At 70.9% G+C, this 13,989-nt stretch carries 11 protein-coding genes; all 11 read right to left on the bottom strand.

Going from position 1 to position 13,989, the window contains the following annotated elements:
- Positions 1–117 precede the first annotated feature (117 nt).
- The 11 genes from OG432_RS26235 to OG432_RS26185 all read right to left on the bottom strand — a co-directional run bounded on the left by OG432_RS26235 (position 118) and on the right by OG432_RS26185 (position 13,985).
- Complete coding sequence (locus tag OG432_RS26235) at positions 118–837, bottom strand: YggS family pyridoxal phosphate-dependent enzyme (protein WP_328313426.1); 720 nt, start codon at positions 835–837, stop codon at positions 118–120.
- Positions 838–843: 6 nt separating this feature from the next.
- Entirely contained in the window at positions 844–1,551 is a 708-nt protein-coding gene (gene pgeF, locus OG432_RS26230; RefSeq protein WP_443058461.1) for a peptidoglycan editing factor PgeF, read from the bottom strand.
- A 66-nt stretch (positions 1,552–1,617) separates the two neighbouring features.
- On the bottom strand, positions 1,618–2,823 hold the full coding sequence (ftsZ, locus tag OG432_RS26225) for a cell division protein FtsZ (protein ID WP_328313424.1): 1,206 nt from the start codon (positions 2,821–2,823) through the stop codon (positions 1,618–1,620).
- A gap of 277 nt (positions 2,824–3,100) precedes the next feature.
- Positions 3,101–3,913, bottom strand: a complete 813-nt coding sequence (locus OG432_RS26220; RefSeq protein ID WP_443058460.1) for a cell division protein FtsQ/DivIB — start codon at positions 3,911–3,913, stop codon at positions 3,101–3,103.
- 24 nt (positions 3,914–3,937) lie between these two features.
- Positions 3,938–5,023 (bottom strand): undecaprenyldiphospho-muramoylpentapeptide beta-N-acetylglucosaminyltransferase, encoded by a 1,086-nt coding sequence (gene murG / locus OG432_RS26215; RefSeq protein WP_328313423.1) that lies wholly within the window; start codon positions 5,021–5,023, stop codon positions 3,938–3,940.
- Positions 5,024–5,029: 6 nt separating this feature from the next.
- A complete protein-coding gene (gene ftsW / locus OG432_RS26210) occupies positions 5,030–6,412 on the bottom strand; it encodes a putative lipid II flippase FtsW (RefSeq protein WP_328313422.1) in 1,383 nt (460 codons plus the stop codon).
- Positions 6,413–6,471: 59 nt separating this feature from the next.
- Positions 6,472–7,911: a UDP-N-acetylmuramoyl-L-alanine--D-glutamate ligase gene (gene murD, locus OG432_RS26205; protein WP_328313421.1), complete on the bottom strand. Its 1,440-nt coding sequence runs from the start codon at positions 7,909–7,911 to the stop codon at positions 6,472–6,474.
- Entirely contained in the window at positions 7,893–8,963 is a 1,071-nt protein-coding gene (mraY, locus tag OG432_RS26200; RefSeq protein ID WP_267053688.1) for a phospho-N-acetylmuramoyl-pentapeptide-transferase, read from the bottom strand. Before mraY ends, murD begins: the two co-directional genes overlap by 19 nt.
- The gene (locus OG432_RS26195) at positions 8,960–10,381 is read right to left on the bottom strand and encodes a UDP-N-acetylmuramoyl-tripeptide--D-alanyl-D-alanine ligase (RefSeq protein ID WP_328313420.1); all 1,422 of its coding nucleotides are present in this window, start codon (positions 10,379–10,381) and stop codon (positions 8,960–8,962) included. Before OG432_RS26195 ends, mraY begins: the two co-directional genes overlap by 4 nt.
- Before the next feature lie 4 nt (positions 10,382–10,385).
- The gene (locus tag OG432_RS26190) at positions 10,386–12,053 is read right to left on the bottom strand and encodes a UDP-N-acetylmuramoyl-L-alanyl-D-glutamate--2,6-diaminopimelate ligase (protein ID WP_328313419.1); all 1,668 of its coding nucleotides are present in this window, start codon (positions 12,051–12,053) and stop codon (positions 10,386–10,388) included.
- A 15-nt stretch (positions 12,054–12,068) separates the two neighbouring features.
- Positions 12,069–13,985, bottom strand: coding sequence for a peptidoglycan D,D-transpeptidase FtsI family protein (locus tag OG432_RS26185; RefSeq protein WP_328313418.1), 1,917 nt, complete (start codon positions 13,983–13,985; stop codon positions 12,069–12,071).
- Positions 13,986–13,989: the final 4 nt, after the last annotated feature.

The raw sequence follows: 13,989 nt of genomic DNA, 5'->3' as shown, positions 1-13,989 counted from the left end.
TGGATCGCTCCTGTCGCCGAGTGGCAGCGTCATCAAGGGCCCACGATCCACGCGGTCCGCCCACCGAAGAGTGGGAATGACCATATTTTCTGCTGTGGTCCGACTTGCTTGGCGACGTTACCCGAGCCGGGGTCGGTCTCCGAGTACCGCCGTTCCGACGCGTACATGTGTCGCTCCGGCCGCGACGGCCTCTTCGAGGTCCGCACTCATCCCTGCTGACACCATGTTCGCAGCCGGATGGTCCGCGCGCAGGCGGGATGAGAATTCCAGCAGCCGCTCGAAGGCGGCCCGTTGCCTTCCGGCGTACTCGCCGGCCAGCGGCGCGACCGTCATCAGACCGTCGAGCCGGAGTCCGGGCGCCTCGGCGACGAGCGCCGCCAACTCCTCGATCCCGTCCGGAGCGACGCCCCCGCGCTCACCGCGCTCACCGGACTCCGCGTCCAGGGCGACCTGGATGAGACAGCCGAGTTCGCGTCCGGCCCGGACCGCCGCGGTGGAGAGCGGACCGACCAGCCTGCCCCGGTCGACCGACTGCACCACGGCGGCGTAACCCGCAACGGAGCGGACCTTGTTGGTCTGGAGCTGGCCCACGAAGTGCCAGGTCAGATCGAGGTCGGCACAGGCCGCCGCCTTGGGGGCCGCGTCCTGGTCACGGTTCTCCGCGACCTGACGCACCCCCAGTTCGTGCAGCAGGCGCACATCGCTCGCCGGGTAGGTCTTGGTGACCACGATGAGGGTCACCTCCGCGCGCTCGCGCCCGGCCGCGGCGCAGGCGGAGGCGATACGTTCCTCCACCCGTGCCAGGTTCGAGGCGAGTTCGGTCTTGCGATCCGTCATGAGTCGTCAGTCCAGCCAGACATATCCGGCGAGCCGCCCCGTGGTGCGGTCGCGGCGGTACGAGAAGTGGTCGAGCGATTCGAGCGTGCAGACCGGTGAGGCCTCGACGTCGGTGACGCCGAGGGCCGCGAGCTGTGCGTGCACCCCCGCGGTGACGTCCACGGCGGGCGTGCCCCAACTGGTCTCGGACCAGGCGGCGGGCTCGGCCTCGGCGACCTCGGCCCGCATCCGCTCGGGGACTTCGTAACAGCGCCCGCAGACGGCGGGCCCGGTACGGGCGACGATCCGGGCCGGGTCGGCGCCGAGCGAGACCATCGCCTCGACGGCCGCGGGCACCACGCCCGCCACCATTCCGGGCCGGCCGGCGTGGACGGCGCCCGCGACGCCCGCCACCGGGTCCGCGAGCAGGACCGGCGTGCAGTCCGCGGTCAGCACGGCGAGCGCGGTTCCCCGACGACTCGTCACCACCGCATCCACGGTGCCCGCCTCGCCGGGACCGAAGGGGCCGTCGACGACGGCGACCTCGCGCCCGTGCACCTGGTTCATCCAGACCACTCGGGCCGGGTCGAGCCCGAGCCCCTTGGCGGCGAGCTCACGGTTGGCGCGTACCGAGGCGGGGTCGTCGCCGACCGCACCGCCGAGGTTGAGCTCCTCGTACGGAACGGCGCTCACCCCGCCCCACCGGTCGGTGAAGGCGAAGTGCGCGCCGCTCACAGTGCCCTGCTCTCGTATCACTTCGAGGAATCGCTTCGAAACGTCGCTTCGCTCACGTGAGTCCGCTCACTTGAGGAAGTCCGGCACGTCCAGCTCCTCGGCCTGGCTGTCCGGGTAGGGACGGGCCGTCGGGATGGCCGAGGGGGCCGGGGCCTCGTTGACCGGGGCGGGCTCGACCGGGACCGGCGGGGCCGGGGGTTCCTCGCGGGTGGGCACCGTGCCGAGGCCGCCGAGCGGACGGGACACCTCGGACGGCCGCGAAGGGGCGGGCTCGTCGCGCTTGTTGGAGGCGGCGCCGAGCACGGTGTCCCGGCGGGCCGGGGGCTGTCCGCCGTCGAAGCCGGCCGCGATGACCGTGACCCGCACCTCGTCGCCGAGGGCGTCGTCGATGACCGCGCCGAAGATGATGTTCGCCTCGGGGTGGGCGGCCTCGCTGACCAGCTGGGCCGCCTCGTTGATCTCGAAGAGACCGAGGTCGGAACCGCCGGAGATGGAGAGCAGCACACCACGGGCGCCGTCGATGGAGGCTTCGAGGAGCGGCGAGGAGATCGCCATCTCCGCGGCCGCCACCGCGCGGTCGTCGCCGCGGGCCGAGCCGATGCCCATGAGCGCCGAACCGGCCTCCGACATGACCGACTTGACGTCGGCGAAGTCGAGGTTGATGAGGCCCGGCGTGGTGATCAGGTCCGTGATGCCCTGGACGCCGCTGAGCAGCACCTGGTCGGCGGACTTGAAGGCGTCGAGCACGCTGACCTGGCGGTCCGAGATGGACAGCAGCCGGTCGTTGGGGATGACGATGAGGGTGTCGACCTCTTCGCGGAGCTCGGCGATGCCGTCCTCCGCCTGGTTCGCCCGGCGCCGGCCCTCGAAGGTGAACGGGCGGGTGACCACGCCGATCGTCAGGGCGCCGAGCGAGCGGGCGATGTTGGCGACGACGGGCGCGCCGCCGGTGCCGGTGCCGCCGCCTTCGCCGGCGGTGACGAAGACCATGTCGGCCCCCTTGAGGACCTCCTCGATCTCCTCACGGTGGTCCTCTGCCGCCTTGCGTCCGACTGCCGGGTTGGCTCCGGCCCCGAGGCCGCGGGTGAGTTCACGGCCGACGTCGAGCTTGACGTCGGCGTCGCTCATCAACAGTGCTTGTGCGTCAGTGTTGATCGCGATGAACTCGACGCCCTTGAGACCGACCTCGATCATTCGGTTGATGGCATTGACACCACCGCCGCCGACACCGATGACCTTGATGACTGCGAGGTAGTTCTGCGGTGCTGCCACGTCGAAGGCCTCTCGCCTCGAGTTACGGGTCGTCACTTCGCGGGTTCCGCAAGGTGACGACGAATGCCGATTGGGACGGTCCGTATCGCCGACCCGAACCCTAACGCTGAAGTTTAGGGTTACCAGTGTGTCTGTTCGCTGGACTCTTCCGAACAGGACACTAAGTCGACAAGTGGCGCACGTTCAACGAACACGCCGAACCTCCCGTTTTTCTTTTCACCCTATGTGATCACCCGTGTCGCTGACCAACCAGGGTGCTGGCCAGCGCAAATGTCCGTCAACTACCCGATACCGCAGGCGCGGTGGGGGCGCTCACATCGAAGTGGACGGACTTGGGACGGGCTTTCATCAGTGCACTGAGGGTACGTCCCTTCAGCTCGCCCTCCTCCTCGCTTCCCCATCGGACGCTCCGGCCGCCGGTCAGCTCGAGGGTGACGGAGTCGTAGGAGGAAATCTTCACGGAGCGCGTCTCCTTGGCGACGGCGGCCGGGAGTTCGCCCGCGACGCGGACCGCTTCGAGGACGAGCCGGTCGGCGCCGAAGCGGCGCACGCTCGGGGACTGGGAGACCGTCAATTCGAGCTGTGGGGCGCCCTTCAGCGGCTGCGCGTCCGTGGCGAAACGCACACCCTTCGCGTCCACTTCGTCGAACTTCGCGCCGTTCTTCACGACCAGGACGGGCCGGCGTTCGGTCACTTTGAGACCGATTCCGTGCGGCCATGAACGGACGACCTCGACGGAGTCGATGCGGGGCAGCTTCTGACGCAGTCGTGCCTCAATGGCACCCGTGTCGACGGAAATCAGCGGTGAACCGATCGGTACCGCGGCGGCCGATTCGACCTCGGCCGTGGTCAGAACCCGTGTCCCGGTGGTCTTCACGTGCTCGACGCGCAGCCAGGAAGAGCCGTACAGGATCCAGATGACGCCGGCCCCGATCAGGGCCGCGGCGGCGGCGAGCAGGATCAGGGAGCGCCGGCGGGGCAGCCGGAGCCGGCCGCCCCGCCCGGGACGGGGGCCGGGCCGGCCGGACTTCGCGGACTTCGCCTGCACGCTCTGTCCGCCACCGCGCTGAGCGGTCGCCTGTCCGGCCACGGTCCCCTGCCTTCCGTCAGTCGATCAACGTCCTGCGACGGCCTCGTACACCATCTGCACGAGGAGCTGGTCGGCGTCGCGCCGCCCGAACTCGGCGGCGGAGCGCGACATCTCGTACAGCCGGTGCGGGTCGGCCAGTACCGGGAGGACGTTGCCCTGCACCCACTCCGGGGTGAGTTCGGCGTCGTCGACGAGGAGACCGCCGCCCGCCTTGACCACCGGCTGGGCGTTCAGCCGCTGTTCGCCGTTGCCGATCGGCAGCGGTACGTAGGCGGCGGGCAGCCCGACGGCGGAGAGTTCGGCGACGGTCATCGCGCCCGCGCGGCAGAGCATCATGTCGGCCGCGGCGTACGCGAGGTCCATCCGGTCCACGTACGGTACCGGGACGTACGGCGGCATCCCGGGCATGTGCTCGACACGCGGCAGTTCGTTCTTCGGGCCGACCGCGTGCAGGATCTGGATGCCGGAGCGCTGGAGCACCGGGGCGACCTGCTGGATGACCTCGTTGAGACGGCGGGCGCCCTGCGAGCCGCCCGAGACGAGCAGCGTCGGCAGGCCGGGGTCCAGGCCGAACGCGGCGCGGGCCTCGGGGCGGACCCGGGCCCGGTCGAGTGTGGCGATCGAGTACCGCAGCGGGATGCCGATGTAGCGGGAGTTGCGCAGCTTGCTGTCCGGCGTCGCGACGGCCACGCCTGCCGCGTACCGCGAGCCGATCTTGTTGGCGAGGCCGGGCCGGGCGTTGGCCTCGTGGACCACGATCGGCACCCCGAGCCGCTTGGCGGCCAGATAGCCGGGCAGCGCCACGTAGCCGCCGAAGCCGACGACGCAGTCGGCCTTGGTGCGCTCCAGGATCTGCTCGGCGGCCTTGATGGTGCCGCGCAGCCGCCCGGGGACGGTGATCAGTTCGGGGGTGGGCCTGCGGGGCAGCGGGACGGCCGGGATGAGCGCGAGCTCATAGCCGCGTTCGGGTACGAGCCGGGTCTCCAGACCCTTCTCGGTACCGAGTGCCGTGATCCCCACGGTGGGGTCCTGCCTGCGCAGGGCATCCGCGAGGGCGAGCGCGGGCTCGATGTGGCCGGCGGTCCCCCCACCGGCGAGTACGACATGCACCGAAATTCACCGCTCTCCGGACGGACGCTTCTTGACGCGCCGTCTCATCGACTTCCAACTCACCCGAGGCTGCCGCATGGCAAGCGCCGCCCGCGCCGCGGGGTCGTCCCGCGCGAACGCGATCAACAGCCCCACGGCGAACATGGTCGGCAGCAGCGCGGACCCTCCGTAGGAGAACAGCGGGAGCGGGACACCGGCGATCGGCAGCAGGCCGAGCACCGCACCGATGTTGATCACGGCCTGGGCCACGATCCAGGTGGTCACACCTCCCGCGGCGTACCTCACGAAGGGGTCCTCCGTGCGTCCGGCCACGCGGATACCCGCATAGCCTAGAGCCGCGAAGAGGGCGACGACCGACAGCGTCCCCGCCAGACCCAGTTCCTCACCGGTCACGGCGAAGATGAAGTCCGTGTGGGGCTCGGGGAGTTGACCCCATTTCTCCACACTCGCACCCAGGCCGGATCCGAACCATCCGCCGGAGGCGAGCGCGTAGATTCCGTGCACGGCCTGCCAGCACTGGTCCTGCGGGCCGGGGTCGGTGGCGCCGATGCAGTTCAGCCGGCCCATCCGATGCGGGCTGATCTTGATGAAGAGCGCGGCGAGCGTGCCCGCGACGGCGAGCACCCCCGCGAACAGCCGGGTGGGGGCGCCGGCCAGCCAGAGCAGGCCGAACAGGATCGCGGTCAGGATGATCGTGGTGCCCATGTCGCCGCCGAGCATGATGAGCCCGAGCAGCAGGAAGGCGACCGGGACCAGCGGCACCAGCATGTGCTTCCACTCGGTGAGCAGTCGCTTGTCCTGCTTGCGGGCGAGCAGGTCGGCGCCCCACAGGAGCAGGGCGAGCTTGGCGAACTCGCTGGGCTGGAGCTGGAAGGGGCCGCCGAGGTAGATCCAGTTCTGGTTGCCGTTGACCGATTTCCCTATCCCGGGGACCTGCACCAGGATCAGCAGGAAGACCGTGCCGGCCAGTATCGGGTAGGCGAGCGCCCGGTGGAGTTTGGCGGGCATCCGGGCGGCCGCGATCATCAGGCCCCCGCCGATGAGCGCGGCGAGGAACTGCTTGCGGAAGAAGTACGAGCCCGGCAGCGACAGTTCGAGCGCCTTGATCATCGACGCGGAGTAGACCATCACGAGGCCGAGCACGGTGATGAGCAGGGCGCTGCCCAGGATGAGGTAGTACGCCGTCAGGGGGCGGTCCCAGGCCCTCCTGGCCTGCTCCACCAGGCGCCGGGGGCCGCGTGGCCCGGAGCGCCGGGGGGCGCCGGACGAGCCACCGCGGACGGGCGGGCGCCGCGCGGGGCCCGCGGTACGGCTGCGCAGCAGGAGACCGGCGCGTGCGCGGACCCCGCGCGCGGCGTCCCCGGAGCCGCCAAGAACATCGGCCGCCATGTGTGCTGTCCCCTCCAGTCGTGCCCGGCGCCGGCCGGTCCGTGGAACGGGTGGTCCGGCTAGGCGCGCCCTGCGGTGAGGTCGCGGACCGCTTCCGCGAAGGCCTCGCCGCGCTTGTTGTAGTTCGCGAACATGTCCATCGAGGCGCAGGCCGGGGCCAACAGGACGGTGTCCCCCGGCCGGGCGAGCCCCGCCGCCTCGCGGACCGCCGCCGACATCGCCCCAGTGTCGGTCCGGTCGAGGTCGACCACCGGGACCTCGGGGGCGTGTCGCGCCAGGGCTTCGGCGATGAGGTGGCGCTCGGCGCCGATCAGGACGACGCCGCGCAGCCGCTTCGCCGAGCGCTGGACGAGCTCGTCGAAGGAGGCGCCCTTGGCCAGTCCCCCGGCGATCCAGACGATCGGGTCGTAGGCGGCCAAGGAGGCCTCGGCGGCGTGGGTGTTGGTGGCCTTGGAGTCGTCGACGTAGGCGACCTCGGCGACGTCCGCGACGTGTTCGATGCGGTGGGCGTCGGGGCGGAAGGCGCGAAGGCCGTCGCGTACGGCCTTGGGCTCGACGCCGAAGGCGCGGGCCAGGGCCGCGGCCGCGAGCGCGTTGGCGATGTTGTGCGGGGCCGGCGGGTTGACGTCGGCGACCTCGGCGAGCTCCTGGGCGTTCTTCTGCCGGTTCTGCACGAAGGCCCGGTCGACGAGGATGCCGTCGACCACGCCGAGCTGGGAGGGGCCGGGGGTGGCGAGGGTGAAGCCGATCGCCCGGCAGCCCTCCTCCACGTCGGCCTCGCGCACCAGGTGCTCGGTCGCCTTGTCCTCGGCGTTGTAGACGCAGGCCACGGTGTTGCCCTCGTAGGCGCGGCCCTTGTCGGCGGCGTACGCCTCCATGGAGCCGTGCCAGTCGAGGTGGTCCGGCGCCAGGTTGAGCACGGCGGCGGAGTGGGCGCGCAGCGACGGCGCCCAGTGCAGCTGGTAGCTGGAGAGCTCGACGGCCAGGACGTCGTACTCCGTCTCGCCGAGGACGACGTCGAGCAGCGAGACGCCGATGTTGCCGACGGCGGCGGTGCGCAGGCCCGCGGCCTCCAGGATCGAGGCGAGCATCCGGGTGGTGGTGGTCTTGCCGTTGGTGCCGGTGACCGCGAGCCAGGGGGCCGGTGTGCGGCCGTCCAGGTCGCGCAGGCGCCAGGCCAGCTCGACGTCTCCCCACACCGGCACGCCCGCCTCTGCGGCCGCCGCGAACAGCGGCTTGTCGGGCCGCCAGCCGGGCGTGGTGACGACGAGTTCGGCGCCCTCGGGCAGGGTGTCTCCGTCGCCGAGGCGCACGGTGATGCCCTGCGCCTCCAGTTCCGCGGCCTGGCTGCGCGAGCGCTCGTCGGTGCCCTCGTTGACGGCGGTGACGACGGCGCCGAGCCCGTTGAGGACCCGGGCCACCGGCATCCCGGAGACGCCGAGACCGGCCACCGTCACGCGCTTGCCCTGCCAGGTGGTGCTCACTTGTCGGCTGCCCATCCCGCGTAGAAGAGACCCAGACCCACGATCACGCACATGCCCTGGATGATCCAGAACCGGACCACGACAAGGACTTCGGACCACCCCTTGAGTTCGAAGTGGTGCTGGAGCGGCGCCATCCGGAAGACCCGCTTGCCGGTCATCTTGAACGAGCCGACCTGGATGACCACGGACATCGTGATCAGGACGAACAGGCCGCCGAGCAGGGCGATCAGGAACTCCGTGCGGGAGCAGATCGCCAGGCCCGCGAGCGCGCCGCCGAGGGCGAGCGAGCCGGTGTCGCCCATGAAGATCTTGGCGGGCGAGGTGTTCCACCACAGGAAGCCGAAGCAGGAGCCCATCAGGGCTGAGGCGACGACCGCGAGGTCGAGCGGATCGCGCACTTCGAAGCAGGCGTTGGGGTTGGTCAGGGTCTGCGCGTTGGCGCAGGACTCCTGGAACTGCCACAGGCCGATGAAGGTGTACGCGCCGAAGACCATCACGGACGCACCGGTGGCCAGGCCGTCCAGACCGTCCGTCAGGTTCACGCCGTTCGACATGGCGAGGATCATGAACAGGGCCCACACCACGAAGATGACCGGCCCGACGGACCAGCCGAAGTCGTTGATGAACGACAGCTTGGTGGAGGCCGGGGTGTTGCCCCGGTTGTCGGCGAACTGGAGGGCGAGCACCGCGAAGGCGATGCCGACGATCAGCTGTCCCGCCATCTTCGCCTTGGCCCGCAGGCCCAGCGAACGCTGCTTGACGATCTTGATGTAGTCGTCGAGGAAGCCGACCATGCCCATGCCGGCGGTCAGGAAGAGCACCAGCAGGCCCGAGAAGGTCGGGTCCTCGCTGGTGAACACCTTGGTCAGCGCGTACGCGATCAGCGTGGCCAGGATGAAGGCGATGCCACCCATGGTGGGTGTGCCCTTCTTCCCGGCGTGGCCGCGCGGGCCGTCGTCACGGATGAACTGGCCGTAGCCCTTGCGGGCGAGCAGCTTGATGAGCAGCGGGGTGCCGACCAGGGTCAGGAAGAGACCGATGGCTCCCGCGAAGAGGATCTGCCTCATCGGGCGGCGACCTCACCCTCGGCGGCGCCATCGAGCAGCGCGAGCGCCACCCGTTCCAGACCGATCGACCTGGAAGCCTTCACCAGCACGACGTCACCCGGGCGCAGTTCACTGCGCAGCAGGTCGACGGCCGCCTGTGCGTCGGACACGTGCACCGACTCCTCACCCCACGAACCCTCGTTATATGCGCCCAGTTGCAGCCAGGACGCCTCCCGGCCCCCGACTGCCACGAGCTTGCTGACGTTGAGCCGGACGGCGAGCCGTCCGACCGCGTCGTGCTCGGCGAGCGACTCGTCACCCAGCTCGGCCATCGGACCGAGCACCGCCCACGTACGTCCCCCCTGTGCCCGTGGGGCCTTGCCCATGGCCGCGAGCGCGCGGAGAGCGGCTCGCATGGACTCGGGGTTCGCGTTGTAGGCGTCGTTGACGACCGTCACGCCGTCCGGACGCTCGGTGACCTCCATACGCCAGCGGGAGAGGGAGCCCGCCTCGGAGAGCGCGCGGGCGATCTCGTCTGCGGACATGCCCAGCTCATGGGCGACGGCGGCCGCGGCGAGCGCGTTCGACACGTGGTGCTCACCGTACAGGCGCAACGTCACATCACCGCACCCGGAGGGTGTGTGAAGGCTGAAGGAAGGCTGTCCGGCCGCTGTGAGCCGGACATTCTCGGCACGTACGTCGGCGTCCGCGGCCTCCCCGAAGAACAGCACCCGCGCCGTGGTGCGGGACGCCATGGCCCGCACCAGCGGGTCGTCCGCGTTCAGGACGGCGCACCCCGACTCCGGCAGCGACTCCACCAACTCGCCCTTGGCCAGGGCGATTTGCTCCTTGCCGCCGAACTCGCCGATGTGAGCGGACCCGACGTTCAGGACGAGGCCGACGGTGGGCGGGGTCAGACCGGTGAGGTAGCGGATGTGACCGACGCCGCGCGCACCCATCTCCAGGACGAGGTGCCTGGTCTCCGCGGTGGCGGTGAGCGCGGTCAGCGGCAGACCGATCTCGTTGTTGAGGGAGCCCGGCGTGAAGACCGTCGGCGCGTGCCGCTGGAGCACCTGCGCGATCAGGTCCTTGGTCGAGGTCTTGCCCGACGAGCCGGTGAGCGCGACGACTTCGGCGCCGAGCCGGCCCACCACGTCGCGGGCGAGCGCGCCGAGCGCGCCCTGCACGTCGTCGACGACGATCGCGGGCACCCCGACGGGCCGGGCCGCGAGGACCGCGACGGCGCCCGCCTCGAAGGCGCGCCGCGCGTAGTCGTGGCCGTCGACGTTTTCACCCGCGAACGCCACGAAGAGCGAACCGGCCGCCACCTGGCGGGAGTCGATGACGACGGGTCCTGTGACCGTGAGGGACGGATCCGGTATGTCGTGCGGCTGCCCGCCGACGATTGCGGCGATCTCGGCGAGGGAGAGAGCGATCACAACTTCATCCCTGACTCTTCTGGATGGCGGCGCGGAGCACCAGGCGGTCGTCGAAGGGGCGTACCACTCCGTGGATGTCCTGGCCCTGTTCATGGCCCTTGCCCGCGACGAGCACGGTGTCGCCCGGTTCGGCGAGGGCGACGGCCGACGCGATGGCGGCGGCACGGTCCTCGAAGACCTGGACCTCGCCGCGCTCGTGGGCCGGCACCTCGGCGGCGCCCGCCAGCATCGCGGCGAGGATCCCGAGGGGGTCCTCGGAGCGGGGGTTGTCCGAGGTCAGTACGGCGGTGTCGGCGAGGCGGACCGCGGCGGCGCCCATCGGGGCCCGCTTGGTCTTGTCGCGGTCGCCGCCGCAGCCGAGCACGATGTGCAGTTTGCCCTCGGTGACCTTGCGCAGCGAGCGCAGGACCGATTCGACGGCGTCGGTCTTGTGGGCGTAGTCGACGACGGCGAGGTAGGGCTGGCCCGCGTCGACCCGCTCCAGACGTCCGGGCACGCCGGGTACGGCGGCCACTCCGTCGGCGGCGGTCTGCGGGTCGACGCCCGCGATGGCGAGCGTGACGATCGCGGCGAGGGTGTTCGCCACGTTGAAGGGGCCGGGCAGCGGGGCGGTGGCGGAGATCCGCTCGCCGCCCGGGGCGACCACGGTGAAGGTGCTGCTGTCCTGGCGGATCGCCACGTCCTCGGCCCGCCAGTCGGCGTCGGGGTGGCCCTCGGCGGAGAAGGTGGTGATCTCGATGCCGGCCTCCTTCACGAGGCGCCGGCCGTACTCGTCGTCGAAGTTCACCACGCCGCGCCTGGCGCGCTGCGGCGTGAACAGCTGCGCCTTGGCCTGGAAGTAGTCCTCCATGCCGGAGTGGAACTCCATGTGCTCCGGGCTGAGGTTGTTGAAGACGGCCACGTCGAAGACGCAGCCGTCGACCCGGCCCAGCACCAGGGCGTGGCTGGAGACCTCCATGGCCACCGAGTCGACGCCGCGCTCGCGCATGACCGCGAACAGCGCCTGGAGATCGGTGGCTTCGGGGGTGGTGCGCTCGGACTTGATGCGCTCGTCGCCGATGCGCATCTCGACCGTGCCGATCAGGCCGGTCGCGTGTCCGGCGCCGCGCAGGCCGCCCTCGACGAGGTAGGCGGTGGTGGTCTTGCCGGAGGTTCCGGTGATGCCGAGCTGGAGCAGGTCGCGGCCGGGGTGGCCGTAGATCTCGGCGGCCAGCTCGCCCATCCGGCCCCGCGGGTCGCCGGCGACCAGGACCGGCAGGCCGGTCGCGGCGGCCCGCTCGCGGCCCGCGGGGTCGGTGAGGACGGCGACCGCGCCGAGGCTCGCGGCCTGGGCGGCGAAGTCGGCGCCGTGCGTGTTGGCGCCCGGCAGCGCGGCGTACAGGTCTCCGGGGCGCACTGCCCGGGAGTCGTGCGTGATGCCGGTGACCTCTCCGGGTCCGGGGTCGCTCGTCCCCAGGCGCTCGGCCAGCGTGCCGAGCGGGGTCGGACGGGCCTGTTCCGGTCGGGGCGCTCCCGGCTGTTTCGCGGGGGTGTCCTTCGGGGCGGTTCGGTACTGATCAGCGTGTGGCACGGCGGTGAGCGTACCGGGCGTACCGGCCGGGTCGCCAAAAGAGGGGGGCACGTCGTCCTGGGACCCGTCCTGGTTCCCAGGGCCCTGGGTGATGGTTGTCACTGAGGGTTCCGGATTTCAGTCGTTGCCGCCGAAGGTGACGGGCAGGTTGGGCGGCTGGGCTCCGCTCGGGGGGATCTGGAGGGTCTTGAGGGCGAACTCCATGACCTGCTTGTAGATGGGGCCGCAGATCTGGCCGCCGAAGTAGCTGCCCTTGGTGGGGTTCTGGATGGCGCAGTAGACGGTGATCTTGGGGTTGTCGGCGGGGGCGAAGCCCGCGAAGGACGCGGTGTAGCCCTTGTAGGTGCCGGTCTTGGGGTCGACCCGGTTGGCGGTGCCGGTCTTGCCCGCGACGCGGTAGCCGGGGATGGCGGCCTTGGTTCCGGTGCCCTCGGCGTCGCCGACGACCGATTCGAGCATCTGGGCGAGGGTCTTGGCGGTCTTCTCGCTCACCACCCGGGTCTGTTTGGGCGCGGGCGCCGGAGTGAACCGCCCGTCCGGCCCCTTGGTGCCGCGCACCAGGGTCGGCTCGACGCGTACGCCGCCGTTGGCGATGGTCGAGTACACCGAGGCCGCCTGCATCGCGTTGAGCGAGAGGCCCTGGCCGAAGCGGACCGTGTACTGCTGCGAAGTGGACCACTTGTTCGCCGGGGCGAGGATGCCGGGGGTCTCGCCGGGGAAGCCGAGTCCACTGGGCAGGCCGATGCCGAACTTGCGCAGGTAGGAGTAGAGCACGCCGTCGGCCTGGGCGTCGGTCTTGCCGAGCTGCTCGACGGCGAGGATGGTGCCGATGTTGCTGGACTTGGCGAGGACACCGTTGAGCGTCAGGTTCCAGGTGGCGTGGTCGACGTCGTCCTTGAACAGGCGGTCGCCGCGCTGGAGCCGGTTGGGCACCACCACATGGGTCTCCGGCGTCGCGACGCCCTCCTCCAGGACCGCGGCCATGGACATGACCTTGGCGGTGGATCCGGGCTCGAAGGCGTCCTGGAGCGCCGCGTTGCCCATGGCGGCCGCATTGGCCTGGGCGATGTTGTTGGGGTCGAAGCCGGGCGCGTTGGCCATGGCCAGGACCTCGCCCGTGTCGGACCGCTGCACTATGACGTACCCGCGGTCGGCGTGGGACTCGGCGACCTGGTCGGCGATGGCCTTCTGCGCCATCCACTGGATGTCCCGGTCGATGGTGAGTTCGACGTCGGAACCGGGCACGGCCTGCGTCTCGTGGGTGCCGGCCGTGGGCACCCGGCGGCCGCCGGACTGGGCGTAGGAGATCTTGCCGTCGGTGCCGGCCAGTTCCTTGTTCAGGGACGACTCCAGGCCGCCGCCGCCCTTGCCCTCGGCGTTGACGTAGCCCAGTATCCCGGCGGCGAGATCGCCGTTCGGATACACCCGCTTGGTGCTGGACTCGTTGAGTACGCCGGCCAGCACATTGGCGCCGGGGCCGCCCTTGGCGCGGTCGGTGGCCGCCTTCTCGGTGAAGACCTTCTTGAGGTCCTTGATCTGGTTCCAGACCTGCGGGGTCTGTCGGCGGGCGAGCACCACGTAGCGGGTCTTGGGGGTCTTGAGCTTCTTGGCGAGCTCCGCCTGGCTCTTGCCGACCAGCGGCGCGAGCAGCGCGGCCGCCTGCTCCGCGGCGTCCGGGATCTTGGTCGCCTCGGGGGTGAACAAGGTGGGGTCGGCCGTGATGTCGTACGCGTCGACGCTGGTGGCCAGCGCGATGCCGGCCCGGTCGGTGATCCGGCCGCGCTCGGCGGGCAGCGTGTAGCTGGCGTACCGGTTCTTGTCGGCCTTGGCCGCGTACGCGCTGGCGTCCACGGCCTGCACCTGGAGCAGCCGTACGACGAAGGCCAGCATGACCAGGGTGAGCCCGAGGCTGACCAGGCGCAGCCGCGGCCGGTGGCTACCGCGCTTGAACTTCTTCGGCGCGGGCCTGCGGGCCTGCGGCCGGGGCCGGGCCGGCGCGGGCACCCGGCGGCGCGGGGGTTCCTTGGCACTCACTGCG

This window comes from Streptomyces sp. NBC_00442, assembly GCF_036014195.1.
Taxonomy (GTDB): domain Bacteria; phylum Actinomycetota; class Actinomycetes; order Streptomycetales; family Streptomycetaceae; genus Streptomyces.
This window is presented reverse-complemented; position numbering and strand designations above follow the sequence as displayed.

Coding starts and splice junctions, on each gene's coding strand:
- OG432_RS26235 (WP_328313426.1), bottom strand. CDS start 837: ATGACGGATCGCAAGACCGAACTCGCCTCGAACCTGGCACGGGTGGAG.
- ftsW (WP_328313422.1), bottom strand. CDS start 6,412: ATGGCGGCCGATGTTCTTGGCGGCTCCGGGGACGCCGCGCGCGGGGTC.
- murD (WP_328313421.1), bottom strand. CDS start 7,911: ATGGGCAGCCGACAAGTGAGCACCACCTGGCAGGGCAAGCGCGTGACG.
- mraY (WP_267053688.1), bottom strand. CDS start 8,963: ATGAGGCAGATCCTCTTCGCGGGAGCCATCGGTCTCTTCCTGACCCTG.